The following is a 25592-nucleotide window of genomic DNA, read 5'->3' on the forward strand; positions in this document are numbered from 1 at the left end:
GCTATACTTAGGCCATAACACCTGGCGCAGTTGCAGGTGAGGAGGAACAATGAAAGTAACAGTGCTTGGATGCGGCGCCCTGGGTCAACTCTGGCTTACAGCGTTGTGCAAACAGGGACATGACGTTCAGGGTTGGCTGCGTATTCCCCAGCCCTATTGCAGTGTGAATGTGATCGAGACCGACGGTTCGATTTTTAACGAATCTCTGACGGCGAACGACCCGGAGTTTCTTGCCGACAGCGATCTGCTGCTGGTTACCCTGAAAGCCTGGCAGGTTTCCGACGCCGTAAAAGCGCTGGCAGCCATGTTACCCGTCAGTACGCCTGTTCTGTTGATTCACAACGGTATGGGTACCATTGAGGAGCTGAAATCGCTCCGCCAGCCGCTGCTGATGGGCACCACCACCCACGCGGCGCGTCGCGATGGCAACGTCATCATCCACGTTGCCAGCGGCACCACGCATATTGGTCCAGCCCGGGAGCAGGATGGCGACTACAGTTATCTTGCGGATACATTGCAATGCGCGCTGCCTGACGTCGCCTGGCACAACACGATTCGCGCGGAGCTGTGGCGGAAGCTGGCGGTAAATTGCGTGATCAATCCGCTCACCGCGTTGTGGAACTGCCCAAACGGCGAGCTTCGCCATCATTCCGACGAGGTCGCGCTGATTTGTCGGGAAGTCGCAGCGGTGATTGAACGTGAAGGTCATCATACGTCAGAGGACGATTTACGCTATTATGTCGAACAAGTCATTGAGAGTACGGCAGAAAACATATCTTCCATGTTGCAGGATATACGGGCGATGCGGCATACCGAAATTGATTACATCACCGGTTATTTGCTGAAACGCGCCCGGGCGCACGGGATCACTGTGCCGGAAAATAGCCGCCTGTTTGAATTAGTGAAACGAAAGGAGAGTGAGTATGAGCGCATCGGCACTGGTCTGCCTCGCCCCTGGTAGTGAAGAGACCGAAGCGGTCACTACCATCGACCTGTTAGTGCGTGGCGGTATTAACGTCACCACGGCGAGCGTCGCCAGCGATGGCAATCTCACGATTGTGTGTTCCCGTGGCGTTAAACTGCTGGCAGACGCGCCGCTGGTTGAAGTCGCCGACGGCGATTATGATGCGATCGTTTTACCCGGCGGCATTAAGGGTGCGGAATGCTTTCGCGACAGTCCGCTGCTGGTGGAAACGGTCAAACAGTTCCACCGCTCCGGGCGCATTGTCGCCGCTATTTGCGCGGCCGCTGCGACCGTGCTGGTTCCACATGATATTTTCCCCATCGGCAATATGACCGGCTTTCCGGCACTGAAAGATAACATCCCCGCCGAACAGTGGCAGGACAAGCGCGTCGTATGGGACGCACGTGTGAAGCTGTTAACCAGCCAGGGGCCGGGGACCGCCATCGACTTTGGGTTGAAAATTATTGATCTGCTGGTTGGACGTGAAAAAGCCCACGAAGTGGCGTCACAACTGGTGCTGGCGGCGGGCATTTACAACTATTACGAGTAAGCGGGTAAAAGCCGGGTGGCAGTTGTGCCTTACCCGGCCTAATAAGTGATCTGTATTATCGACCCGGTAAGCGCTGCGCCACCGGGCAATCAATTACGGACGGTAAACCTTCACGTTCTCAAAGCCCTGCTCGCGCAGATAAAGCGCCTGTAGGCGGCTCATCACGCCGCGCTCGCACCACAGCAGCCAGGTTTTGCTCTGATCGAGATCGCCGAATTTGGTGCTCAGCTTGTAGAACGGCAGGGAAACCACATCCACGCCTTCCACCTTCAGCGGTTTGTCGTCCTGCTCATCGATGGAGCGGATATCGAGGATCGCGTCGTTCGGGCCGAAGCCGCTGACGGTCTCCACTTCAACCACCTCCTGCTCGGTCTGTTGGGCGATCTCGCGGATATCGACGTTGCTGGCTTCCGCCACCACGTTATCAAGAATGCTGAAATCGAAGTTCTCTTCTTCCGCTTCAATTTTCGCCTTGATGGCTTTCACCGTCGGACTTTTTGAGATCACGCCGCAGTATTCCGGCATCGTGCGGGCGAAATCTTCGGTACCAATTTCGCGGGCGATATTGATGATGTGCTCTTTGTCGTATGCGATCAACGGACGAAGAATCAGGGTATCAGAGACATTATCAATCAAACGCAGGTTGGTCAGCGTCTGACTGGAAACCTGCCCCAGCGCTTCGCCCGTCACCAGCGCCTGCACACCATACCGCTCCGCCACTTTCGACGCTGCGCGCACCATCATGCGCTTAAGCACGACGCCCATCTGGCCATCGTCGACCTTTTCGAGGATCTCACCGACCACCGGCTCAAAGTTAATGGCGACAAAGCGGACGCGGTGCGAACTGCCGTAACGGTTCCACAGGTAATGCGCCACCTGGCGAACACCGATTTCATGCGCCGCGCCGCCAAGATTAAAGAAGCAGTAATGTACGCGGCAGCCGCGACGCATCAACATGTAACTGGAAACGCCAGAGTCAAAACCGCCTGAAATCAGCGACAGCACGTCTTCCTGGGTACCGATCGGGAAACCGCCAATCCCTTCATAGCGACCTTTGATGATCAGCAGACGGTCATCTTCAACTTCAAGATGCACCGTTACATCCGGGTTGGTCAGCTTCACGCGCGCAGATTCAATATGCTGATTTAATCCGCCGCCCACGTAACGTTCCACTTCGATGGAGCTAAACGCATGCTTACCGCGACGCTTCACACGTACGCAGAAGGTTTTGCCTTCCAGACGGTCGCGGTACTCCACCAGCGCTTTCTCGAAGATATCGTGCAGGTCGGTGAACGGCACATCTTCCACTTCAAGGATATGGTGGATACCCGGAATGCGGGTCAGCGCCTCGCGAATCATCAGGCGCTGGCTTTCATCCTTAGCGCGTACTTCGATGTTATCCCAGTGGCGAACGACAGCAAGGGTTTCATCATAGTGCTTTAAAACGTTACGAATGTTCCCGGTCAGAATTTTTATAAAGCGCAAACGCACAGATTGGCTTTTGATAGTGATTTCCGGGAACAATTTAATGATAAACTTCATGGCGGCAATGGTTCTTAAGCAAGCCATCAAAGGCTTGTATTGGAGAATAGTACAGCAGCCCAAACATGAAGCTGCATCCAGGCGCGGGAGTATACCATCAACCGGTCCGTCCTGTGCACATCCCCTTACCATTGTGCGTTATTTGCTTATCAGTGCGAGTCCGTTACCATAGTCTTGTGCTGCCATTACTGAGAGTCAGACATTCATTATGCCGAAGAAAAACGAGGCGCCCGTCAGCTTTGAAACATCGCTGAACGAGCTGGAGCAAATTGTAACCCGTCTGGAAAGCGGCGATCTGCCGCTTGACGAGGCGCTGAACGAATTTGAACGTGGCGTGCAGCTGGCGCGTCAGGGCCAGGTTAAGCTGCAGCAGGCTGAACAGCGCGTGCAGATCCTGCTGTCTGACAACGAAGACGCAGAGACGACGCCTTTTACACCGGATAACGCGTAAATGGATTTTACCCAGCAGCTACAGGCTTGCGTGGAGCAGGCCAATCAGGCGCTAAACCGTTTTATCGCTCCACTGCCCTTTCAGAACACTCCCGTGGTCGAAACCATGTTGTATGGCGCATTATTAGGGGGTAAACGCCTGCGCCCGTTTTTGGTTTACGCCACCGGCCAGATGTTTGGCGTCAGCAAGGGTACGCTGGACGCCCCGGCCGCCGCCGTTGAGTGCATTCACGCCTATTCGCTCATTCACGACGATTTACCGGCGATGGATGACGACGATTTGCGCCGCGGCCTGCCGACCTGCCACGTCAAATTTGGCGAAGCGAACGCCATTCTCGCTGGCGACGCCCTGCAAACGCTGGCGTTTTCCATCATCAGCGACGCGCCGATGCCGGAAGTGAGCGACCGCGATCGCATAGCGATGATTTCCGAACTGGCGAACGCCAGTGGGATTGCGGGGATGTGCGGCGGTCAGGCGCTCGATCTGAACGCTGAAGGTAAGCAGGTGCCGCTGGACGCGCTGGAGAAAATCCACCGCCATAAAACCGGCGCATTGATCCGCGCCGCAGTGCGCCTGGGCGCGTTAAGCGCGGGCGAAAAAGGGCGAAACGCCCTGCCGATACTCGACAAATACGCAGAAAGTATCGGCCTGGCCTTCCAGGTTCAGGATGACATTCTGGATGTGGTGGGCGATACTGCAACGTTGGGTAAACGCCAGGGTGCCGACCAGCAGCTTGGCAAAAGTACCTATCCTGCACTTCTGGGTCTTGAGCAAGCCCGGAATAAAGCCCGGGATTTAATCGAAGAGGCCCGTCAGTCATTAAACCAGCTGGCCGTTCAGTCTCTCGATACCTCGGCACTGGAAGCGCTAGCGGACTACATAATCCAGCGTGATAAATAAACAACCAATCCTATGGGCTTGCGATGAGTTTTGATATAGCCAAATACCCTACCCTGGCACTGGTCGACTCCACCCAGGAGTTACGCCTTTTACCCAAAGAGAGTCTGCCGAAACTCTGCGACGAACTGCGCCGCTATCTTCTCGACAGCGTCAGTCGTTCCAGCGGACACTTCGCCTCCGGGCTGGGCACGGTGGAACTCACCGTGGCGCTGCATTATGTCTATAACACGCCGTTTGACCAGCTTATCTGGGACGTGGGCCATCAGGCTTATCCGCACAAAATTCTCACGGGTCGCCGCGATAAAATCGGCACCATCCGCCAGAAAGGCGGCCTGCACCCATTCCCATGGCGCGGCGAGAGCGAATACGACGTCCTGAGCGTCGGTCACTCTTCGACGTCTATCAGCGCAGGAATTGGCATTGCCGTCGCCGCCGAAAAAGAGGGAAAAGATCGCCGCACCGTGTGCGTGATTGGCGACGGTGCGATCACCGCCGGTATGGCGTTTGAAGCAATGAACCACGCGGGCGATATCAAGCCGGACATGCTGGTGATCCTCAACGACAACGAAATGTCGATTTCCGAAAACGTCGGCGCGCTCAATAATCACCTGGCGCAGCTGCTTTCCGGCAAGCTCTACTCCTCGTTGCGTGAAGGCGGCAAGAAGGTCTTTTCTGGCGTACCGCCGATTAAAGAACTCCTGAAGCGCACAGAAGAACATATCAAAGGCATGGTGGTGCCGGGCACGCTGTTTGAAGAGCTGGGCTTTAACTATATCGGCCCTGTGGATGGTCACGACGTACTGGGACTTATCACGACGCTCAAGAATATGCGCGATCTGAAAGGTCCGCAGTTTCTGCACATCATGACCAAAAAAGGGCGTGGCTATGAGCCTGCCGAAAAAGATCCGATCACGTTCCATGCAGTGCCGAAATTCGATCCCTCCAGCGGCTGCCTGCCGAAAAGCAGCGGCGGCCTGCCGAGCTATTCGAAAATCTTTGGCGACTGGCTGTGCGAAACCGCAGCGAAAGACAGCAAGCTCATGGCGATCACCCCGGCCATGCGCGAAGGTTCCGGCATGGTCGAATTTTCGCGTAAATTCCCGGATCGCTATTTTGACGTCGCGATCGCCGAACAACATGCGGTAACCTTTGCCGCCGGTCTGGCGATTGGCGGCTACAAGCCGGTGGTGGCGATTTACTCCACCTTCCTGCAACGCGCCTACGATCAGGTTATTCATGACGTGGCGATCCAGAAGCTGCCGGTGATGTTTGCCATTGACCGCGCCGGGATTGTCGGCGCCGACGGGCAGACCCACCAGGGGGCGTTCGATCTCTCGTATCTGCGCTGCCTGCCGGATATGGTTATCATGACCCCCAGCGATGAAAACGAATGCCGCCAGATGCTGTTTACCGGCTATCACTACAGCGAAGGCCCGACCGCGGTCCGCTACCCGCGCGGCAACGCGCTGGGCGTTGAACTGACGCCGCTGGAGAAGCTGCCTATCGGCAAAGGCGTGGTGAAACGTCACGGTGAAAAACTGGCCATCCTGAACTTCGGTACGCTGATGCCGGAAGCGGCAAAGGCCGCGGAATCGCTTAACGCAACCCTGGTGGATATGCGTTTTGTGAAGCCGCTGGACGACGCGTTGATTCTGGAAATGGCTGCCCAGCACGACGTGTTGGTGACGCTGGAGGAAAACGCCATTATGGGCGGTGCGGGCAGCGGCGTGAACGAGGTGCTGATGGCGCATCGTAAGCCGGTGCCAGTGCTGAACATCGGCCTGCCGGACTTCTTTATCCCGCAGGGCACTCAGGATGAGGCGCGCGCCGAACTGGGGCTCGATGCCGCTGGCATTGAAGCCAAAATCAAGGCCTGGCTGGCATAATCGTCTATTTGCTCCTGCTATGCTTATCCCATAATCAGCATAACAGGAGCGAAACAATGCAATACAACGTCTTAGGAAAAACCGACCTTCGGGTCTCCCGCCTGTGTCTGGGCTGTATGACGTTTGGCGAACCGAGCCGCGGCAATCATGCCTGGACGCTTCCCGAAGAAAGCAGTCGTCCGATCATCAAACACGCCCTTGAGGGCGGCATCAACTTTTTCGACACCGCCAACAGTTATTCCGCAGGCAGCAGCGAAGAGATTGTTGGTCGCGCCCTGCGCGATTTCGCCCGTCGTGACGAGGTGGTGGTGGCGACCAAGGTCTTTCATCAGGTTGACGACCTGCCGGAAGGTTTGTCCCGCGCGCAGATCCTGCGCTCTATCGACGACAGTCTGCGGCGTCTGGGTATGGATTACGTTGATATCCTGCAAATTCACCGCTGGGACTACAACACGCCGATAGAAGAAACACTGGAAGCGCTGAATGATGTCGTGAAAGCCGGGAAAGCACGTTACATCGGCGCATCCTCAATGCACGCCTCGCAATTTGCCCAGGCGCTGGCTCTGCAAAAACAGCATGGTTGGGCGCAGTTCATCAGTATGCAGGACCATTACAATCTGATCTATCGTGAGGAAGAGCGCGAGATGCTGCCGCTGTGCTATCAGGAGGGCATCGCGGTGATCCCGTGGAGTCCGCTGGCGCGGGGTCGTCTGACCCGTCCGTGGGGGGAAACCACCGCGCGCGTCGTCTCCGATGAGGTGGGTAAAAATCTGTACCGCGAAAGCGACGAAAACGATGCGCAGATCGCCGCCCGCCTGGCAGGCGTTAGTGAAGAGCTTGGCGCGACGCGCGCTCAGGTGGCGCTGGCGTGGCTGCTCAGCAAACCCGGTGTCGCCGCGCCGATTGTCGGCGCATCTCGGGAAGAACAACTGGATGAACTGCTGAACGCGGTGGATTTAACGCTGAAGCCGGAGCAGATAGCCGAACTGGAAACACCGTACAAACCGCATCCGGTGGTGGGATTCAAGTGAAGACAGCGCCCGATAGCACGACGCTTATCGGGCCTCTCCCGCATTTCAGGAATCGGTTAAAACATACCGATCGGCCAGTGGTGGCCGATAAAATACAAAATACCGGCAGAAATCACCCCTGCAACGATATCGTCAACCATGATCCCCATCCCACCGTGGACGTTGCGGTCAAACCAACGGATCGGCCATGGCTTCCACATATCAAGAATACGGAAAATAACGAACCCGGCTGCCACCCACTGCCAGTCGCGGGTCGGCAGCGCCATCAGGGTGATCCACATCCCGATGAATTCATCCCAGACAATACTGCCGTGATCATGAACGCCCATGTCTTTCGCCGTCTGATGGCAGAGATAGACCCCGATACAGATGCCCAGCATCACCACCAGTGAATAGAGCTGCCAGGGCAGAAAGGTCATCACATACCAGAACGGGATCGCCGCCAGTGACCCCATCGTGCCCGGAACCACCGGACTCAGACCACTACCAAAACCGGTAGCCAACAAATGCCACGGGTTAGTCAGTTTCAGGCGGCTTTTCGCCGTATCTTTATGACGTGGCAAAATGGTCATATCCTTTCCAGTCGAAGGTGACAGGCTCGCCGTCACGCGTAAAACAGATCCCTTCCACATCCGCGCTCATTTGCCCGATGCAGGTAAACGGCACGCCGAGATGGCCGAGCGCGACATCCAGCGCCCCGCGATTCAGTTCCGGTACCGTAAAGCATAATTCATAGTCTTCGCCGCCGGAGAGCGCCCAGCGCAGCGCCTGTTCGCTTTCGACATGACGTTTGACCGCGTCGGAGAAAGGCAGCGTTTCAATGTCTATGCGCGCGCCGCAGGCGCTGGCTTTGACGATATGCCCAAGATCGGAAATCAGCCCATCCGACAGATCGATCGCCGCGCTCGCCTTGTCGCGCAGCGCCTGCCCTTGAAGAATACGCGGCGTCGGTCGCAGGTGGCGTTTTAGCAGATATTCCCGGTCAACCTCATCCGCAACCTGTAAACGGTGCTGTAAAATCGCCAGCCCTGCCGCGCTGTCGCCTGGCGTACCGGTAACGTAAATCCAGTCGCCCGGCTTCGCCCCTGAGCGTTTCAGGGCGCGGCCCGCAGGGACGTAGCCGTGGATACCCAGCGTCATGGAGAGCGGCCCACGCGTGGTATCGCCGCCAATCAGCTGCATATCGTAATAATTGAGTAGTTCGAACAGACTGTCGCTGAATATTTCCAGCCAGCGTTCATCGACCTTCGGCAGCGTTATCGCCAGCGTCAGCCACGCCGGATCGGCGCCCATTGCCGCCAGATCGCTTAAATTGACCGCCAGCGCTTTATACGCCAGGTCCGCCGGATCGATATCGGCCAGGAAGTGATTACCCGCCACCAGCGTATCGGTACTGATCGCCAGGGTCTGTTTTTCAGGAATATTCAGGAGTGCGCAATCGTCGCCAATACCGGTTTCGACATCGAGACGAGAGCTTCTAACACGGTCAAAATAACGGGCAATCAGGGAGAACTCGCCGCATGCCATACGTTATGCCTCAGCAGAAATAAAGAAAAAGCCGCCAGCGGAGCGGAGGCGTCCCCGCGTCACTGACGGCCTGGTGATTACTTTTTGTTGGGGCGAATCGCAGGCGCTGCTTTATCCAGTACGCCATTGACGAACTTGTGGCTGTCTTCTGCGCCGAAGGTTTTCGCCAGTTCGATCGCTTCGTTGATGGCCACTTTATACGGCACATCGCTACGCTTAGACAGCTCAAACAGCGCAATGCGCAGGACCGCTTTTTCCACCTGACCCAGTTCTTCCAACAGGCGGGACAGGTAAGGCTTCATCAAACCGTCCAGGTACGCGCTGTTAGTCGCCACCCCGGACAGCAGTTCGCGGAAGTACATGACGTCAACATCTTTTACGTCCTGTTCTGCCAGGAACTGGTATTCAACATCAGCGATGTCGTTCTGGGACAACTGCCAGGAGTAGAGCGCCTGAACGGCACACTCACGAGCGCGGCGACGAGCAGCAGGTTTCACGGATTTCCCCTTACAAAAATCAGGCCTTGATGGCTTTCAATACATTAATCATTTCAAGCGCGGTCAGTGCAGCTTCCGCGCCTTTGTTACCGGCTTTGGTGCCAGCACGTTCAATCGCTTGTTCAATGCTTTCGGTGGTCAGTACGCCAAAGGCGACAGGAATTTCGCTGTCCTGAGCGACATGCGCCAGGCCATTGCTTGCCCCACCAGCAACATATTCAAAGTGCGCGGTGCCACCACGGATCACGGTGCCAAGCGCAATCACCGCGTCATATTTACCGGTTTTCGCCAATGCGCCAGCCGCCAGCGGCAGCTCGTATGCGCCTGGAACCCAAACGACGGTAATATTTTCATCTTTAACCTGGCCAATGCGTTTCAGTGCGTCAACCGCGCCGTCCAGCAGGCTGTCATTGATAAAGTTGTTGAAACGCGCAATGGTGATGGCGACGCGAGCGTCCGGAGTAGCAACGTTAGCTTCAATAATGTTCATATTCTTCCTTCGGGTTCGGTATAAGCCCCCGCAGGGGGGCGGATTTTATCATAAATATCGTCGCGCTGCTTCCTAAATTCAGGCAGCCATTACGCGGGAATCAAATGCAGGCAAACGTCCGGACCTACACGACGTATCTCATTGAATGTAAACTTCGGCGCCTGGCTAAGTTGTTCAAGCCCTGGCAGGACGCATAATCCGCGGGCGTCATTGCCTAACAGTGTAGGCGCAACATAAACGATTAGCTCGTCCACCACGCCAGCCTGCAGCAGCGCGCCCGCAAGGGTCGGCCCCGCCTCCACCCAGAGGCTGTTGACCTGCTGTTTGCCTAACAACATCATCAGCACCACCAGATCAAGATGGCCATTGTGTTCCGGCACCAGAAGCGTACGCACCGTTTCCGGCCACTGGCGGGAATCATCTTTGGTACGCGCAAACCAAGTTTCTCCCGGCTGCTGAACAATGCGGTGTTCCGGCGTCACGCGATTCTGACTGTCGATCACAATCCGCACCGGTTGGCGCAGCGTGTCCTGCGGGTATACCGCCTGCGTCGCGTCGTCCAGTTCAGTCCAGCGTACGGTCAGTTGCGGATCGTCCGCCAGTACCGTTGCGCTACTGGTCAGGATGGCGTGGCTTTGCGCACGCAGGCGCTGAACGTCGCGTCGCGCCTGCGGCGAGGTGATCCACTGGCTTTCACCGCTCGCCATCGCCGTACGCCCGTCCAGCGAGGCGCCGAGCTTAAGCTGAACATACGGAAAACCGGTGCGCATTCGCTTGAGAAAGCCTTTGTTTAACCCTTCCACTTCGCGCATCATCAGACCGTGGCTGACGTCGATCCCTGCCTGTTGCAGACGGTACAGCCCACGTCCGGCCACCTGTGGATTCGGATCCTGCATCGCCGCGACCACGCGCGATACTCCGGCAGCAATCAGCGCATCGCAGCACGGCGGGGTGCGGCCATGGTGGCTACAGGGTTCAAGGGTAACGTAAGCCGTCGCGCCTTTGGCTTTTTCGCCGGCCATCCGCAGCGCATGGACTTCGGCGTGGGGTTCCCCGGCGCGGTGATGGTAACCTTCGCCGACAATTTCGCCCTCTTTCACAATCACGCAACCGACGTTGGGATTGGGGTGAGTGGTGAACCGCCCGCGCGCAGCAAGCTTCAGCGCGCGCGCCATGTATATCTCATCCTGCATGGCTTAGTCCTGTAGGCGAGCGATCTCTTCGCCGAATTCTTTGATATCTTCGAAGCTACGGTAGACGGAGGCAAAACGGATATAGGCGACTTTGTCGAGTTTTTTCAGTTGTTCCATCACCAGATTGCCGATCATTTTACTCGGCACTTCACGCTCACCGGTGGCGCGCAGCTGCGACTTGATGTGGTTCAGCGCCATTTCGACGTCATCTGAACTGACCGGACGCTTTTCCAGCGCACGTAACATGCCGCTACGTAGTTTTTCTTCATTAAAAGGTTCGCGCACGTCGTTGCTTTTCACAACCCGTGGCATCACAAGTTCCGCGACTTCGAAAGTGGTGAAGCGTTCGTTACAAACCAGACACTGCCGACGGCGGCGTACTGACGATCCCTCGCCCACAAGACGAGAGTCAATTACTTTCGTGTCTACGGCGAAACAAAATGGGCAATGCATACGGCGTCCTGACCAGGTGGTTAACAGAAATCTATTTTACCCTGAACTGACGTGACAACAAAGGCGCAACGCTTTTGAGACAAAGGATCGGTGTCTTTGCGCCGTTTACGCACTACCATTAGGTCAGTGCAATATTCCAGGAAAACCGCGATATGACAAAACGTTACCTAAGAATTCTCCTGGCGGGAAGCCTGTTTAGCCTTACCGCCTGCGCCCAGCAAAGCGAGGTTCGTCAGATGCATCAAAGCATCAGTACGTTAAATAAAGAGATGAATCAGCTTAATCAGGAAACGGTAAAAATTACGCAGCAGAACAGCCTGAACGTGAAATCTACCCGCGGCGTGTACCTGTTGCCGGGTTCAAATACGCCGGCGCGTCTGAACAGCCAGATTGGCACGCTGCGCATGTCGCTAAAAAATATCGCGCCGAATGCTGACGGCACACGCGTGACGCTACGGATTCAGGGTGAGTCCAACGATCCGTTACCGGCTTTCAGCGGCACCGTTGAATATGGGCAAATTCAGGGAACAACTGACAATTATCAGGAAGTCAATGTGCAGAATATGTTGATTAACGCCCCTGCCAGTCTCCTGGCGCCAGCCGATGTGGACATTCCGCTTCAACTTAATGGTGTTACACCCGAGCAGTTAGGCTTTATCCGTATTCATGATATCCAGCCTGTGACGCGCTAAACGCCTCTGCGGAACGTTTTGTGCGTTCCGCAACATCTCACCCGCCCTTTTTGTGACTCTACTGACATCACCGAAATTTTTGCTAATCCTTTGCAACATTCATCAAAGTCAGTACAATCGCCGCGCTAAAACACGCAAACGTGAACGCAATCGATTACGTGAATGATAGAAATGTGAAACATGACAGATTTTTGTGAGCAATGATTTTTATAATAGGCTCCGCAGAAACACGAAATATTTAGAAACCTAATTCGCGCCTTTTTCACTCCCGTTAGGGATTTTCAATCAGTGGCATAAATATGAAAAAAACATTACTTGCAGCCGGTGCAGTGCTCGCGCTTTCTACGTCTTTCACCGTGAACGCCGCCGACAACGACAAACCGCAGTATCTTTCCGACTGGTGGCACCAGAGCGTCAACGTTGTGGGTTCCTACCATACCCGCTTCGGACCGACACTGCGCAACGACACCTATCTGGAATACGAAGCTTTCGCCAAAAAAGACTGGTTTGATTTCTATGGCTACGTTGATGCGCCTCGCTTCTTCGGCGGCGACAGCAACTCCCGCGGGATCTGGAACCACGGTTCTCCGCTGTTTATGGAAATCGAACCACGCTTCTCGATCGATAAGCTGACCAACAGCGACCTGAGCTTTGGTCCGTTCAAAGAGTGGTATTTCGCGAATAACTATATCTACGATATGGGTCGTAACAGCGAAGGCCGCCAGAGCACCTGGTATATGGGTCTCGGTACCGACATCGACACAGGGTTGCCGATGAGCCTGTCCCTGAACGTCTATGCGAAATATCAGTGGCAGAACTACGGTGCGTCCAATGAAAACGAATGGGATGGCTACCGTTTCAAAGTGAAATACTTTGTGCCGATTACCGATCTGTGGGGCGGTAACCTGAGCTACATTGGCTTCACCAACTTCGACTGGGGCTCTGATCTGGGCGACGATCAGTACCGCACCAGCAACTCTATCGCGTCCAGCCACATTCTGGCGCTGAACTACGATCACTGGCACTACTCGGTGGTCGCCCGTTACTTCCATAACGGTGGTCAGTGGAAAGATGGCGATGAGCCGGTATGGCAGGCGGAACCGATCAAGTCTAACGGCTTCGGCTGGTACCTGGTGGTAGGTTACAACTTCTAAGTAGCGCAAATAGCCGGGTGGCAAGTTATGCCTGACCCGGCCTCCGCGCGTCGCCCGCTGTTCCGCAAGCGGGCTTTTTATCGCTTACCTTGCGCAAAAAATCCGCCAACGAGCGCTCTGCACTCTCGCAAAAGCGCCGCTCCGTCATCGTGATCTGCAAACATCTGTCGAGCCGAAAGCAGCGATAATCATCCCGCCGTTCGCACCAGGCGACCAAAAGCCAGTATTCGCCCCAGAAATACATCCCCAGCGGCTGTACCTCCCGCCAGGAGAGCTGTCCGGCCTCGTCGCGATAATGCAGCGCCAGCACCTGTTGGCCGGAAATGGCGCGATGAATAAGGTCGAATGCGCTGCGTGAATGCGGCTGTGTCCCAAAGTCCGGGGCGAATATCCGCGCCTGCTCGGCTTTGCGGCGGCTTTCTTCCGGCAGGATCGCCAGCACTTTCTCTTGTGCTGACGCCAGTTCGCGCGACAGGGAATCTCCGCCCCAGGTCGTTAACAGACGAATAGCCGCAATCAGCGCTTCGGATTCCCGGTGAGTCAACATCAGCGGCGGCAAATCAAATCCCGCCATCAGGCGATACCCACTGCCCGCCTCTCCTTCCACCGGTACTCCGGACAGCGACAGGTCGCGGATATCACGGTAGATCGTCCGTTCTGACACCTCCAGCCGCTCGGCAAGTAGCGCCGCCGTCGTCAGTCGCCTGCCGCGCAGGATCTGCACAATCTGAAACAAACGGTCGGCGCGACGCGTCATAGTGACTCTCTTACGTTAAGCGGGTTGATGTAATCCGACACGGTTACCTTCGCTGTCGGTAAACAGCGCCACGGTGCCAATCTCGTTGCCCAAATCGATCGGGCCGAACACGCATTCACCACCGGCGCTGGCGACGCGATCCAGCGTTGCCGCAAGATCGTCGGTGTGCAGATAAACGATTGCGCCCTGCGGCGAAGGCAAGACGCCGTCGATTTTCGCCAACGCGCCGCCGGTAGCCGGATCGTCATAGGGAAAGACCGCCAGATCGGCACAGTCCATTTTTTCGCGGCGCAGCGACAGCCCCAGCACCGGCTCATAAAACGCGATAGCGCGCGCCATATCGGTGACGGGAATTTCAAACCAGTTAATGATGCTTTTACTTTTCATCCTTCCTCCTGCCTGTGTGGTTGAGTTCAGAAGAAGAATAAAACAGGGCTCCTGACAGCATACTGTCAGTAATGATTGCGGAACAAGCCAGAAAGGAAAAAGAAAAATCCCGATCTTACGACCGGGATTTCATCAGGGAGCTGAACACCAGATTACGGCAGAATTGACGGCTGATCCGCCCCTTCTTTTTCGACTTTCTGCTGCAGCATGTGCTCGCGCTTCATACCCAGCTTCAGCGCCAGCGCCGACGCAACGTAGATGGAAGACGCGGTACCGATAGAGACACCGATCAGCATGGTCAGCGAGAAGCCTTCCAGCACCGGGCCGCCGAACAGGAACAGCATCAGAATCACCATCAACGTGGTACCGGAGGTGATCAACGTACGGTGCAGCGTCTGGGTCAACGACACGTTAAAGATTTCGTACGGCGTACCGCGACGAATCTTGCGGAAGTTCTCACGGATACGGTCAGATACCACAATGCTGTCGTTAAGCGAGTAACCGATAACGGACATCAGCGACGCCACGATTGTCAGGTCGATCTCAATATGGAACAGCGACAGGATCCCAAGCGTGATGATCACGTCATGCGCCAGCGCGATCACCACCCCGGCCGCCAGTCGCCACTCGAAGCGGAAACCGACGTAAACGAGGATAGAAATCAGCGCGGCTAACAGCGCCATCGCGCCGGTTTGCGCAAGGTCAGCCCCCACGCTCGGTCCGACGAATTCAATTCGCTTCACCGCCGCGTTCTGGTTGGTGGACTCGTTAATCACACTCAACACTTTGCTGCCCAGCACCTGGCCGCCGTTCGCCCCTTCGGTCGGCGGCATACGAACCATGATGTCGTGACTGCTGCCGAAGTTCTGTAAAAGCGGATCAACAAAGCCCGCTTTTTCCAGCGCATCGCGCATCACATCCATCTCCGCAGGTTTTTCCAGCGTGATTTCGATAACCGTACCACCGGTAAAATCGAGCCCCCAGTTAAAGCCGCGTACGCCCATAATCACAATGGCCGCAATCAGCAGAGCGCCTGAAATGCCGAAAGCCCAGTAGTCCCAGCGCATAAAGTCCCAGACTTTACGGCCATGGTTCAATTGTTCAACAGTATATTCCTGTGCCACTTCGCACTCCTCAGATTGACAGCTTTTTGACGCGCTTGCCGCCATACAGCAGGTTTACGATGGCACGTGTACCGACAATTGCGGTAAACATTGACGTCGCTACACCGATACCGGTCGTAATCGCGAACCCTTTAATCGCCCCGGTGCCGACCGCGTACAGAATGATAACTTTGATCAGCGTGGTGATGTTCGCATCGAAAATAGAGCTGAACGCCCCCGCATAACCTTCGTTAATCGCCTGCTGCACCGAACGCCCGTTGCTCAACTCTTCTTTGATACGTTCGTTGATAAGCACGTTCGCATCGACGGCAACGGCAAGGGTTAAGACGATCCCCGCAATCCCAGGCATACTCAGCGTGGCCCCCGGCAGCAGCGACATCACGCCGACAATCAGCACCAGGTTTGCGATCAGCGCGCTGGTCGCAATCAGACCAAACTTCTTATAGAACAAGATCATGAACAGGATGGAGACCGCCAGACCCGCCAGACACGCTTCCAGACCCTGCTTAATGTTCTGCATACCCAGGGTTGGACCGATGGTCCGCTCTTCAACAATCTGAATTGGCGCAATCAGCGCGCCGGCACGCAGCAGCAGAGAGAGCTGACGCGCTTCGTTCGGGTTGTTGATGCCGGTAATACGGAAGCTGTTACCGAGACGAGACTGGATGTTGGCGATGTTAATCACCTCTTCCTGTTTCACCAGCACGGCACGACCGTTGGCGTCTTTCTTACCGCTGTCCTTATACTCCACAAACAGGGTCGCCATCGGCTTGCCGATATTGTCCTTGGTGAAGTTAGACATGATGTTGCCGCCTGCGCTATCGAGCGAAATGTTCACCTGCGGCTGGTTATACTCGTCCTGGCTGGACGTAGAGTCGGTGATATGGTCACCGGTCAGGATGACGCGTTTGTACAGCACAACTGGCTGGCCTTCACGCATCTGCTTCACTTCGGAGTCGCCCGGTACGCGTCCGGACGCTGCCGCAGCCTGGTCTACGTTGGTGTTAACCAGACGGAATTCCAGCGTCGCGGTCGCGCCAAGGATCTCTTTCGCGCGCGCCGTGTCCTGAATGCCAGGCAGTTCAACCACAATGCGGTCAGCGCCCTGGCGTTGCACCACCGGCTCGGCGACGCCCAGCTGATTCACACGGTTACGCAGAATATTGATGTTCTGCTGAACCGCGTATTCACGCGCTTCGCTTAAGCGCGCATCGGTCATTACCGCACGCAGCGCATTGCTTCCCTGGCTGGAGATCACCAGATCCGGGTGGCGTTTGCTGAGATACGCAATCGCGTCGTCACGCGCGCTGGCATCACGGAAATTGATGCTCAGACCGTAGTTGTCTTCTTTACGAACGGTAGTATACGGGATGCCTTTTTCACGCAGATCGCTGCGCAGGCTATCGATATTTTGTTCCTGCAATTTACCCAGCGCGGTGTCCATATCCACTTCCATCAGGAAGTGAACGCCGCCACGCAGGTCAAGACCGAGTTTCATCGGTTCTGCTTTGATGGCAGCCAGCCAGCGCGGGGTAGCCGGAGCAAGGTTAAGCGCCACGACGTATTTATCACCCAGCACGCCCACCAGCGCTTCACGTGCGCGCAGTTGAGTGTCGGTGGTGTCGAAGCGCGCAAGAATAGCGCCCTCTTCCAGTGCCACAGACTTCGCGGTAATTTTTTCTTTTTGTAACGTATTCTGGACCTGGATCAGCGTTTGCTCACTGGCGGCGACACCGCGCGCGCCAGTGATTTGAACGGCCGGATCCTCACCATACAGGTTGGGAAGCGCATACAGCAGACCGACGACAATGACGACGATCAGCATGACATACTTCCACAAAGGATAACGGTTTAACACGGCAGTTCCCTTCGGGAAAGTTACTATTACAGCGCCTTCATGGTGCCTTTCGGCAGAACGGCAGCTACGAAGTCACGTTTGATAACCACTTCCGTGGTGTCATTCAGCGCGATAGCGATGTAGCCAGTTTCTGCTACTTTGGTCACACGACCCACCAGGCCGCCATTCGTCAGGACTTCATCACCTTTCGCGATAGAATCCATCAGCTTTTTGTGCTCTTTGGTGCGCTTCTGTTGTGGGCGCAGGATCATGAAATAGAAGATCAGGCCAAACACAACCAGCATCAGAATCAGAGACATCGGGCTGCCCTGCGCCGGAGCACCTGTTGCCGCTACCGCATCAGAAATAAAAAAGCTCATTCAAATTCCCTCATTATTAAAATTAATCAACGTTTAAAGGTGGAACAGGTCGACCCTGACGTTGGTAAAAATCGGTCACGAAGCTCTCTAATTTACCTTCTTCAATAGCCTTGCGTAAACCCGCCATCAAACGCTGGTAGTAACGCAGGTTATGAATGGTATTGAGTCGCGCGCCCAATATTTCGTTGCAACGATCGAGATGATGCAAGTAGGCGCGTGAATAATTGCGACAGGTATAGCAATCACACTCAGCGTCGAGTGGGCTGGTGTCGCTTTTATGCTTCGCGTTACGAATTTTCACCACGCCGTCGGTCACGAACAGGTGACCGTTACGGGCGTTGCGGGTTGGCATCACGCAGTCAAACATGTCAATACCGCGACGTACGCCTTCAACCAGATCTTCCGGTTTACCGACACCCATCAGGTAACGCGGTTTATCTGCCGGAATTTGTGGGCAGACGTGCTCCAGAATGCGGTGCATGTCCTCTTTCGGTTCACCCACAGCCAAGCCGCCGACAGCGTAGCCATCAAAGCCAATCTCTACCAGACCTTTCACGGAGATATCGCGTAAATCTTCGTAAACACTGCCCTGAATGATGCCAAAAAGCGCATTTTTGTTGCCGAGGCTATCGAAACGGTCGCGGCTACGCTTCGCCCAACGCAATGACATCTCCATCGAACGTTTAGCATAGTCCCAGTCCGCTGGATACGGCGTGCATTCGTCAAAGATCATCACAATATCGGAACCGAGATCGTACTGAATCTCCATCGATTTTTCCGGATCGAGGAAAATCGGATCGCCGTTGATCGGGTTACGGAAATGGACACCCTGCTCGGTGATCTTCCGAATGTCGCCCAGGCTGAACACCTGGAATCCCCCGGAGTCGGTAAGGATCGGGCCTTTCCACTGCATGAAGTCATGCAGATCGCCGTGGAGTTTCATGATCTCCTGGCCCGGACGCAGCCAGAGATGGAAAGTATTACCGAGGATAATTTGCGCGCCGGTGGCTTCCACCTCTTCCGGCGTCATCCCTTTTACGGTGCCGTAGGTGCCCACAGGCATAAAAGCAGGCGTTTCCACTACGCCACGATCAAACACCAGGCGACCGCGACGCGCACGACCGTCGGTGGTATCAAGTTCGAACTTCATTATTTCTCCTGCATCAGAGAGACAGTCTGATGGTGATTACAGTGCCGCGGCCTTAGTCCCCGACACGCTCATTCAAAGCCTGCGGATTGTACGTGATAAACATCGCGTCCCCGTAGCTAAAAAAGCGATATTTTTGTTCTACCGCAGCCTTGTAGGCGTTCATTGTATGCTGATAACCGGCAAACGCGGAGACCAGCATGATAAGCGTAGATTCCGGCAGATGGAAATTGGTCACCAGCGCATCAATGACTTTGTACTGATAGCCGGGATAGATGAAGATCTGCGTATCGCCAAAAAACGGTTCGATGATGTCGTTTTTCGCCGCCTGCGCCGCGCTTTCAAGAGAACGCACCGAGGTGGTGCCGACCGCCACCACACGGTTGCCGCGCGCTTTCGCCGCCAGCACCGCATCAACTACCTCTTGCGGCACTTCGGCATACTCAGAGTGCATGATGTGATCTTCGATAGTGTCCACGCGTACCGGCTGGAACGTCCCCGCGCCGACATGCAGCGTGACAAACGCCATCTGAATACCTTTGGCGCGCAGTTTTTCCAGCAGCGGTTCGTCAAAGTGCAAACCGGCGGTTGGCGCCGCGACCGCGCCAGGTTTTTCGCTGTAAACCGTCTGGTACAGCTCGCGGTCGGCCTCTTCGTCCGGGCGCTCAATATACGGCGGCAGCGGCATATGACCAATGGCGTTGAGGATATCAAGCACCGAGCGTTCGTCATGGAACGCCACTTCAAACAGCGCATCGTGGCGCGCGGTCATGGTTGCTTTAATGCTCTCGTCATCGCCCAGCAGCAGTTCTGCGCCCGGCTTCGGCGCTTTGGATGCGCGAATATGTGCCAGAATACGTTTATCATCAAGCATACGTTCGACCAGCACTTCAATCTTGCCGCCGCTGGCTTTACGGCCAAACAGGCGCGCCGGGATCACGCGGGTATTGTTAAAGACCAGCAGATCGCCAGGGTTGAGCTTGTCGAGCAGATCGGTGAAAGTACCGTGCGTCAGCGCGCCCGTTGGCCCGTCCAGTGACAGCAAGCGACAGCTGCTGCGCTCAGGCATGGGATAGTGAGCAATCAGGGATTCAGGTAGTTCAAAGGAGAAATCGGCGACGCGCATGACGTATACTCGTGACTTAAAAACAGGCGGCATAGTCTAGTGCTCACACCCTTTTGCTGCAACAACTAGCCGCCACCGGACAAATAAAACGCATGAATTTTCTCGCTCACCTGCATCTCGCGCACCTCGCGGACAGCTCCCTTTCCGGCAATTTGCTGGCCGATTTCGTGCGCGGCAACCCTGCCGATATCTACTCGTCAGAGGTTGTCGACGGGATTTTTATGCACCGCCGTATCGACGTGCTTACCGATAACCTGCCGGAAGTAACGGAAGCCAAAGCCTGGTTCCGTCCCGAAACGCGCCGTGTTGCGCCGATTACCCTTGACGTGATGTGGGATCATTTTTTGTCACGCCACTGGGAACGGCTTTCGCCGGAGATGCCGTTGCCGGAGTTTGTGCGCTATGCCCATCAGCAGGTGTCGATCATTCTGCCAGACTCGCCGCCGCGTTTCGTTAATCTCAATAATTACCTGTGGTCGGAACGCTGGCTGGAGCGTTATCGCGAGATGAATTTCATTCAGAACGTACTCAACGGCATGGCCAGCCGCCGCCCGCGTCTGGATGCGCTGCGCGACTCCTGGTACGACCTGGACGAACATTATGACGCACTGGAAACACGTTTCTGGCAGTTCTACCCGCGCATGATGGCGCAGGCGAGAAATAAGCAGCTCTGACAGCATGATCAATGATAGGCAAAAGCTTGCTGAACGATTGTCGCCACCTCTTTGTCTTATGCGCGAACACTCTCTATACTGGCCCGCGTTGCGTTCCAAAAACCCTTAACTTTGCAGGAGAATAATATGGTACTGGTGACTCGTCCGGCTCCGGATTTTACAGCAGCTGCGGTACTCGGTAGCGGTGAAATCGTTGAAAACTTCAATTTCAAACAGCACACCAACGGTAAAGCGACCGTTCTGTTCTTCTGGCCAATGGATTTCACCTTCGTTTGCCCGTCCGAACTGATCGCGTTCGACAAACGTTATGAAGAATTCCAGAAGCGCGGCGTTGAAGTGGTTGGCGTTTCCTTTGACTCCGAATTCGTCCACAACGCATGGCGTAACACCCCTGTCGACAAAGGCGGCATCGGTGCGGTGAAATACGCAATGGTTGCTGACGTTAAGCGTGAAATTCAAAAAGCCTACGGCATCGAGCACCCGGAAGCGGGCGTTGCGCTGCGTGGTTCCTTCCTGATCGACGCAAACGGCATTGTTCGCCACCAGGTGGTTAACGACCTGCCGCTGGGCCGTAACATCGATGAAATGCTGCGTATGGTTGACGCGCTGCAGTTCCACGAAGAGCACGGCGAAGTCTGCCCGGCACAGTGGGAAAAAGGTAAAGAAGGTATGAACGCGTCTCCGGACGGCGTGGCGAAATACCTGACCGAAAACGTTTCCAGCCTGTAACCGGCACGAATCACGTAAAAAGGCTCGCATAGCGAGCCTTTTTTATTGCGTTACGCCGCGCCGTCTTTTTTTACTTCACGCCAGAGACGAAAGGCCAGCAGCGCCAACAGCGCGACGCCGACAATCAGCACGCCCCAGACCAGCAACCGTTTTGCCTGGCTTTCACGTTCCGTCGCTGAGGTCGCAGTTAACCGTGATTCCCCGCCCAGTTTGACCGCTTCGTTGACGGAGGCCGAGGGTAGCGTCGCCACATCATAGGTTGTTCGCAAATCGGCGGGAATAAGCATATCCACGCCAACGCTTGCCGGTTCCGCTGCGCCATTCCCCCAGGCCAGCAGATAGGGGGCTTTCCCTTGCGCGTTGAACACCAGATCATAACGATCGCGGTAGCCTGTCACCTGCGGCAGCGTTTCCGGTAAGCGCGCGTTAAGCGTGGTGATTTTTATCGCCTCCACCAATGTTCCGGGCAGCGGGACGGGCGCCGATGCCCTCCCCTCCAGTTGATAGAGCACCTCTTTTTTCAGCACCTGCCAGTCACTCTTCGCCGTACTGCGCCAGGCAATCTCGACGGGAAGAACGCCATCGCTGTTCAGAGTGATATCCAGCGAACTGAGCGGCTGAGGACGCGTCCACTGCCATTGCGCCTCCGTTGCCGACAACCGCCGTCCCTCGCCCTGCATCGCCATTTGCTCCGCCACGACGTGCGCGGGGGCGCTGACAGCCTTAACCCCCGTTAGCGCGACGGTGGTGCGGGGCGCTTCCAGCACAAGCAGCAGATAACGAATGGCATGCGGGGATAACGTGATATCGACGTCAATCCTGTCGAGTTTCAGACGATCGTTGCCGCTGGCGATATCCATCAATGGCATCTCCTCGCGCAGCGAATGCCAACGCTTGAGATTGACGCTGTAATAGACCGATGCTTTCCCCTGCCACGGCGTCTGCGGTGTATCCCAGGCGAGCTGAAGTTGGGACAGCGAAACCGCTTCGCTCGCCTTTTCCGGCAACGTCAGCAAATAATGCTGACCGACGGGTTTCGCTGTCTCCCCTTCCAGCACGATCTCTACGCCGCTTTTGGAACGCAGCAGGATTTTATCGGTGTCGTCTTCCGTTGTCTGGCGTGACGTTACCGGCGAAGAGTCCAGCGGGAACAGCCGCAGCGCCGTCGGCTCAGACGCCGCCTGCTGGCGCGCCGCCTTTACCAGGCTAAACGGCACCGCTTCTCCCCTTTGGTTAAATACGCGCACATCCTGCAGTTCCGGTGAGGCGCTTTGCTGATAGACGTCCTGAGGCAGCGCGATTCGGTACCACTGCGAAGGGGTGGATGTGCCAAGCGTCACGCCAAAAGCGTAGTCCTGCGGCGATGCCACTGGCGTCTCGTTACCCAATACCGGGCCAGCCAGCGTTAGCAGCGTGGTACAGACCACGGCGTTAATCCATTTCATTTTTCTTCTCCTGCTTTGGGCGGTAACGGTGAGAAATAGCCAACGATCAGCACCAGAATCGCCACGCCGATAAAGGCTACCGCGCGCGCCAGACCGCCCCCGCCAGCGCTGTCCACCAGCATCAGTTTAACAATCACCAGCCCCAGCAGCACCGCGCCGCAGAGCCATTCCCGCCGCGAGGCCTGACGGGTCGCATGCAGCATCATCACCAACGCGCTGAGCATCCAGAACAGGGCGAAACAGGTCTGAATAAGCCGCGAATGCCATAGTGATTCAAGCTCCCAGGCCACTTCGCCGTACCAGGCGAGCGCACGTAGCAGGACACCGTTCAGCCACCAGAATGCAAGCGCCATCAGCGCGACCACGGGCCAGGGCTGGCATAAAGAGAGTGTCGCAGGAACATAGCGCCGCGCGGCGCGGTACAACGCGACCAGCCCCAGCAACGCGAAGGCGGCGCCTTCCTCCAGCGGGTTAACTAGCGGCAGGTATGCCTGGCGGTACACTACGCCATCCTGTAAGTTTGCCAGCGCCAGCAAGCCTGCCAGCGCAACCGCTACCGGCACCATCGCCTGCACAGCATATAGCGCCGGCCAGACCTTAAACGGCCAGAACTGACGGCGCACCGCCGCGCCGATGAAAATAATCAGCAGCCCGCCTGTCGCCATCATCACGCCGCTTCCCCAGGCCGCCATGCCCCACGGCAAATCGCGGGCAAACCAGAACAATTCGGCGGCCAGCGCCAGTAAAAACATCCACAGGAGTGAAAGATGCAGCCCCTGGGAGATTCGCGGCGGTAACGCGCGCTCGTCGCGGCGCAGCAACATCAGCGCGGCAGGCAGCGCCAGACACCATGCCAGATTCTGCCAGCCCGCGGCAAACAGTGACTGGCGGGAAATTTGCAGCAAAAGCGCCAGCAACATCACCGGCCACAACAGCCACTTACTGGCCTCCAGCGCGTGCCACGCCAGGCGTTTTCCGACGCTCCGCCAGCCCCAGACCGACACCGCCATCAGCGCCAGCACGCCGGACACCACCCAGGCATCTTTGTTGAAGATCAATTGCGAAGCGCCGGCCAGCGCGATAAGCCAGAACAGCACCCCGCCCGCCAGCAGTCCCCAGCTTCCCCGTATCGCGATCTGCCGCCATAACCACGCTGCTGCCAGCCAGCACAGGCTGAGCACCGCGAAAATCAGCATCAGGCTCAGCGCATCGCTTGCATCCGTCAACGCCCACAACGCGCTGCCGAGCGCCAGCACCAGCAGCGCTGTGCCGCTGTAGCTCATACGACGTTGCTGCTGTTGAACACCCAGCCATAAAATACCCAGGCCTTCCAGCGCCCAGGCCATCGCCGTCCAGCGCGCCGACAGCGCCAACGGGATAGCCAGCGTCGCAAATGCGCCGCCCAACGCCAGCGCCGCCAGCACCAGAGGACGTCCCAGCGACGGATAGCGACGCAGCGCCAGCCAGGCGAGACATAAGTAGACTCCGCCATAGCCCAGCGCGCTGAGCGCCGGACCGTACTCCCAGTGACGGGTCATCGCGTACTGCATCCCAAAACCTATTAACGGCGGCGCAAACAGCAGCACGCCGTCGACAATCTGTCGGCCTTTCTCCTGCGCCCGCAGCGACAGCGCCACGCTCAGCACGCCAAAAATCAGGATATTCGCCGCCAGGAAAAGTTGGCAGGGAAGGTAATACGCTGGCTGATAGTCGCTCAGCCCCCACAGTCCGCCGACGCCAAAGGTAAAGAGCAGGCCGAGCAGGTTAAGTTCGCGCCAGTGCTGCCAGATGCTGATCGCGAGAATGCCAACCGAAAGCAGTAAATAGAAGGAGAACAGCGCGACATAGTTGCCGCTGCCGGTAGACAGCAGCAGCGGAGCGAGATAGCCGCCGAGACTCGCCAGCATCGCCAGGCTGAGCGCCTTTTGCAATATCGCCAGCCCGACGCTCGCCGCACAGATCACCACCAGCAGCGCAAAGGCCAGCGTCATCGGCAGCATCTGCCAGAGACGAAAGGCGCCAAAGACCGTGAGATAGAGTGCGCCCGTTGCGCCCCCCTGCAAAATCAACGCATAGACGGGCTGTCTATGCCGCAGCCGCCAGCCGACGGCGAGCAGGACAATGGCAAACAGCGCAGCCGCCACCAGGCGCAGTTCAAGCGGGAACAGGGCGTGCTCAACCGTATAGCGCAGCAGAAAAGACAGTCCAAGAAACAGCAGCAGAATACCGAGTTTCGCCAGCGGGTTGCCCTGCATAAACCAGCGCGCCAGCGAGGTTATCATGCCGCCAAAGGCGGAAGGCGGCTTTGCCACTGCAGGGGCCGGGTCGCGCGGCGGGACACCATCGTGGTTTGCCGCGCGCTGAGGACGCTGCGCTCGCCACGGGCTCGCCGGTTCAGACGCAACGTCGGGCACAGATTCGGTCGGGATGACCGTTTCAACCGGCTGCGCTGGCGTCGGCGTTGTCTGCGCAACCGTCGGCGCTGCGACAGCGCGCTGCTCGAGTTCTTCCACCCGGCGGCGCAGTCTGGCAAGCTCATCGCGGGTGGTCGCGCTTCGGTTAAACGCGACAATCGCCAGGATCGGCACCACCACCAGCGCGAAAAACACGATGATGCAGCCAAGGATTAAAAGGTCGTCCATGTTGTCACCTTCAC

General features: G+C 56.5%; 26 protein-coding genes. 10 read left to right on the forward strand and 16 right to left on the reverse strand.

Translation table 11 applies throughout. The features are described 5' to 3' along the window. The first annotated feature begins 49 nt into the window (after positions 1-49). Entirely contained in the window at positions 50-961 is a 912-nt protein-coding gene (gene panE / locus JY391_RS16545; protein WP_042285943.1) for a 2-dehydropantoate 2-reductase, read from the forward strand. Next, complete coding sequence (gene yajL / locus JY391_RS16550; RefSeq protein WP_181821871.1) at positions 924-1514, forward strand: protein deglycase YajL; 591 nt, start codon at positions 924-926, stop codon at positions 1512-1514. The genes panE and yajL overlap by 38 nt, the downstream gene beginning before the upstream one ends. Positions 1515-1607: 93 nt before the next feature. On the opposite strand, the gene thiI is transcribed toward yajL, so the two are convergent. Beyond that, a complete protein-coding gene (gene thiI, locus JY391_RS16555; RefSeq protein ID WP_060569060.1) occupies positions 1608-3056 on the reverse strand; it encodes a tRNA uracil 4-sulfurtransferase ThiI in 1449 nt (482 codons plus the stop codon). Positions 3057-3264: 208 nt separating this feature from the next. On the opposite strand from thiI, the gene xseB reads away from it, so the two are divergent. From xseB to yajO, 4 genes are read left to right on the forward strand one after another with little or no spacing between them, the layout of a single operon-like run. Continuing rightward, positions 3265-3507, forward strand: a complete 243-nt coding sequence (xseB, locus tag JY391_RS16560) for an exodeoxyribonuclease VII small subunit (protein WP_042285949.1) — start codon at positions 3265-3267, stop codon at positions 3505-3507. Then, on the forward strand, positions 3508-4407 hold the full coding sequence (gene ispA / locus JY391_RS16565) for a (2E,6E)-farnesyl diphosphate synthase (protein ID WP_200033548.1): 900 nt from the start codon (positions 3508-3510) through the stop codon (positions 4405-4407). It abuts the gene before it with no gap. A 23-nt stretch (positions 4408-4430) separates the two neighbouring features. Next, positions 4431-6293, forward strand: coding sequence for a 1-deoxy-D-xylulose-5-phosphate synthase (gene dxs, locus JY391_RS16570; RefSeq protein ID WP_042285953.1), 1863 nt, complete (start codon positions 4431-4433; stop codon positions 6291-6293). Positions 6294-6349: 56 nt separating this feature from the next. After that, on the forward strand, positions 6350-7324 hold the full coding sequence (gene yajO, locus JY391_RS16575) for a 1-deoxyxylulose-5-phosphate synthase YajO (RefSeq protein ID WP_199956508.1): 975 nt from the start codon (positions 6350-6352) through the stop codon (positions 7322-7324). A 56-nt stretch (positions 7325-7380) separates the two neighbouring features. Here yajO and pgpA read toward each other — a convergent pair whose 3' ends face one another. The 6 genes from pgpA to nrdR all read right to left on the reverse strand — a co-directional run bounded on the left by pgpA (position 7381) and on the right by nrdR (position 11484). Beyond that, positions 7381-7896 carry a phosphatidylglycerophosphatase A gene (pgpA, locus tag JY391_RS16580; RefSeq protein WP_042285958.1) on the reverse strand — a complete coding sequence of 172 codons (516 nt, stop codon included), beginning with the start codon at positions 7894-7896 and terminating at the stop codon, positions 7381-7383. Then, positions 7874-8851: a thiamine-phosphate kinase gene (thiL, locus tag JY391_RS16585; RefSeq protein ID WP_211934667.1), complete on the reverse strand. Its 978-nt coding sequence runs from the start codon at positions 8849-8851 to the stop codon at positions 7874-7876. Before thiL ends, pgpA begins: the two co-directional genes overlap by 23 nt. A 77-nt stretch (positions 8852-8928) precedes the next feature. Then, a complete protein-coding gene (gene nusB, locus JY391_RS16590; RefSeq protein WP_042285962.1) occupies positions 8929-9348 on the reverse strand; it encodes a transcription antitermination factor NusB in 420 nt (139 codons plus the stop codon). Between the two features lie 19 nt (positions 9349-9367). Then, positions 9368-9838 carry a 6,7-dimethyl-8-ribityllumazine synthase gene (ribH, locus tag JY391_RS16595; protein ID WP_042285964.1) on the reverse strand — a complete coding sequence of 157 codons (471 nt, stop codon included), beginning with the start codon at positions 9836-9838 and terminating at the stop codon, positions 9368-9370. Positions 9839-9927: 89 nt separating this feature from the next. Further along, on the reverse strand, positions 9928-11031 hold the full coding sequence (ribD, locus tag JY391_RS16600) for a bifunctional diaminohydroxyphosphoribosylaminopyrimidine deaminase/5-amino-6-(5-phosphoribosylamino)uracil reductase RibD (protein ID WP_211934668.1): 1104 nt from the start codon (positions 11029-11031) through the stop codon (positions 9928-9930). A gap of 3 nt (positions 11032-11034) precedes the next feature. Next, complete coding sequence (nrdR, locus tag JY391_RS16605) at positions 11035-11484, reverse strand: transcriptional regulator NrdR (protein ID WP_012904816.1); 450 nt, start codon at positions 11482-11484, stop codon at positions 11035-11037. Positions 11485-11636: 152 nt separating this feature from the next. On the opposite strand from nrdR, the gene JY391_RS16610 reads away from it, so the two are divergent. Further along, complete coding sequence (locus JY391_RS16610) at positions 11637-12176, forward strand: SadB/YajI family lipoprotein (RefSeq protein WP_211934669.1); 540 nt, start codon at positions 11637-11639, stop codon at positions 12174-12176. Positions 12177-12475: 299 nt separating this feature from the next. Further along, positions 12476-13330 carry a nucleoside-specific channel-forming protein Tsx gene (locus JY391_RS16615; protein ID WP_042285970.1) on the forward strand — a complete coding sequence of 285 codons (855 nt, stop codon included), beginning with the start codon at positions 12476-12478 and terminating at the stop codon, positions 13328-13330. A gap of 25 nt (positions 13331-13355) precedes the next feature. Here JY391_RS16615 and JY391_RS16620 read toward each other — a convergent pair whose 3' ends face one another. The 7 genes from JY391_RS16620 to queA form a co-directional block, all read right to left on the reverse strand. Then, the gene (locus JY391_RS16620) at positions 13356-14087 is read right to left on the reverse strand and encodes a helix-turn-helix transcriptional regulator (protein ID WP_042285971.1); all 732 of its coding nucleotides are present in this window, start codon (positions 14085-14087) and stop codon (positions 13356-13358) included. Between the two features lie 15 nt (positions 14088-14102). Then, a complete protein-coding gene (locus tag JY391_RS16625) occupies positions 14103-14474 on the reverse strand; it encodes a VOC family protein (protein ID WP_042285972.1) in 372 nt (123 codons plus the stop codon). Positions 14475-14626: 152 nt separating this feature from the next. Then, a complete protein-coding gene (gene secF / locus JY391_RS16630) occupies positions 14627-15598 on the reverse strand; it encodes a protein translocase subunit SecF (RefSeq protein WP_042285973.1) in 972 nt (323 codons plus the stop codon). A gap of 10 nt (positions 15599-15608) precedes the next feature. Beyond that, positions 15609-17456: a protein translocase subunit SecD gene (gene secD / locus JY391_RS16635; RefSeq protein ID WP_072197058.1), complete on the reverse strand. Its 1848-nt coding sequence runs from the start codon at positions 17454-17456 to the stop codon at positions 15609-15611. 26 nt (positions 17457-17482) lie between these two features. Then, positions 17483-17815 carry a preprotein translocase subunit YajC gene (gene yajC, locus JY391_RS16640; RefSeq protein ID WP_012904809.1) on the reverse strand — a complete coding sequence of 111 codons (333 nt, stop codon included), beginning with the start codon at positions 17813-17815 and terminating at the stop codon, positions 17483-17485. 22 nt (positions 17816-17837) lie between these two features. Then, the gene (gene tgt, locus JY391_RS16645) at positions 17838-18965 is read right to left on the reverse strand and encodes a tRNA guanosine(34) transglycosylase Tgt (protein ID WP_042285978.1); all 1128 of its coding nucleotides are present in this window, start codon (positions 18963-18965) and stop codon (positions 17838-17840) included. A 52-nt stretch (positions 18966-19017) separates the two neighbouring features. Further along, entirely contained in the window at positions 19018-20088 is a 1071-nt protein-coding gene (queA, locus tag JY391_RS16650; protein ID WP_211934670.1) for a tRNA preQ1(34) S-adenosylmethionine ribosyltransferase-isomerase QueA, read from the reverse strand. Positions 20089-20180: 92 nt separating this feature from the next. On the opposite strand from queA, the gene acpH reads away from it, so the two are divergent. Beyond that, positions 20181-20762, forward strand: coding sequence for an ACP phosphodiesterase (gene acpH / locus JY391_RS16655; protein WP_042285982.1), 582 nt, complete (start codon positions 20181-20183; stop codon positions 20760-20762). A 126-nt stretch (positions 20763-20888) separates the two neighbouring features. Then, positions 20889-21491 (forward strand): peroxiredoxin, encoded by a 603-nt coding sequence (locus tag JY391_RS16660; protein ID WP_042285985.1) that lies wholly within the window; start codon positions 20889-20891, stop codon positions 21489-21491. A gap of 50 nt (positions 21492-21541) precedes the next feature. Here JY391_RS16660 and JY391_RS16665 read toward each other — a convergent pair whose 3' ends face one another. Beyond that, the gene (locus tag JY391_RS16665) at positions 21542-22936 is read right to left on the reverse strand and encodes a DUF3999 family protein (RefSeq protein ID WP_211934671.1); all 1395 of its coding nucleotides are present in this window, start codon (positions 22934-22936) and stop codon (positions 21542-21544) included. Continuing rightward, positions 22933-25578, reverse strand: a complete 2646-nt coding sequence (locus JY391_RS16670) for a DUF2339 domain-containing protein (protein WP_211934672.1) — start codon at positions 25576-25578, stop codon at positions 22933-22935. The genes JY391_RS16665 and JY391_RS16670 overlap by 4 nt, the downstream gene beginning before the upstream one ends. Between the last annotated feature and the right edge of the window lie 14 nt (positions 25579-25592).

This window comes from Citrobacter sedlakii, from assembly GCF_018128425.1.
GTDB lineage: Bacteria > Pseudomonadota > Gammaproteobacteria > Enterobacterales > Enterobacteriaceae > Citrobacter_A > Citrobacter_A sedlakii.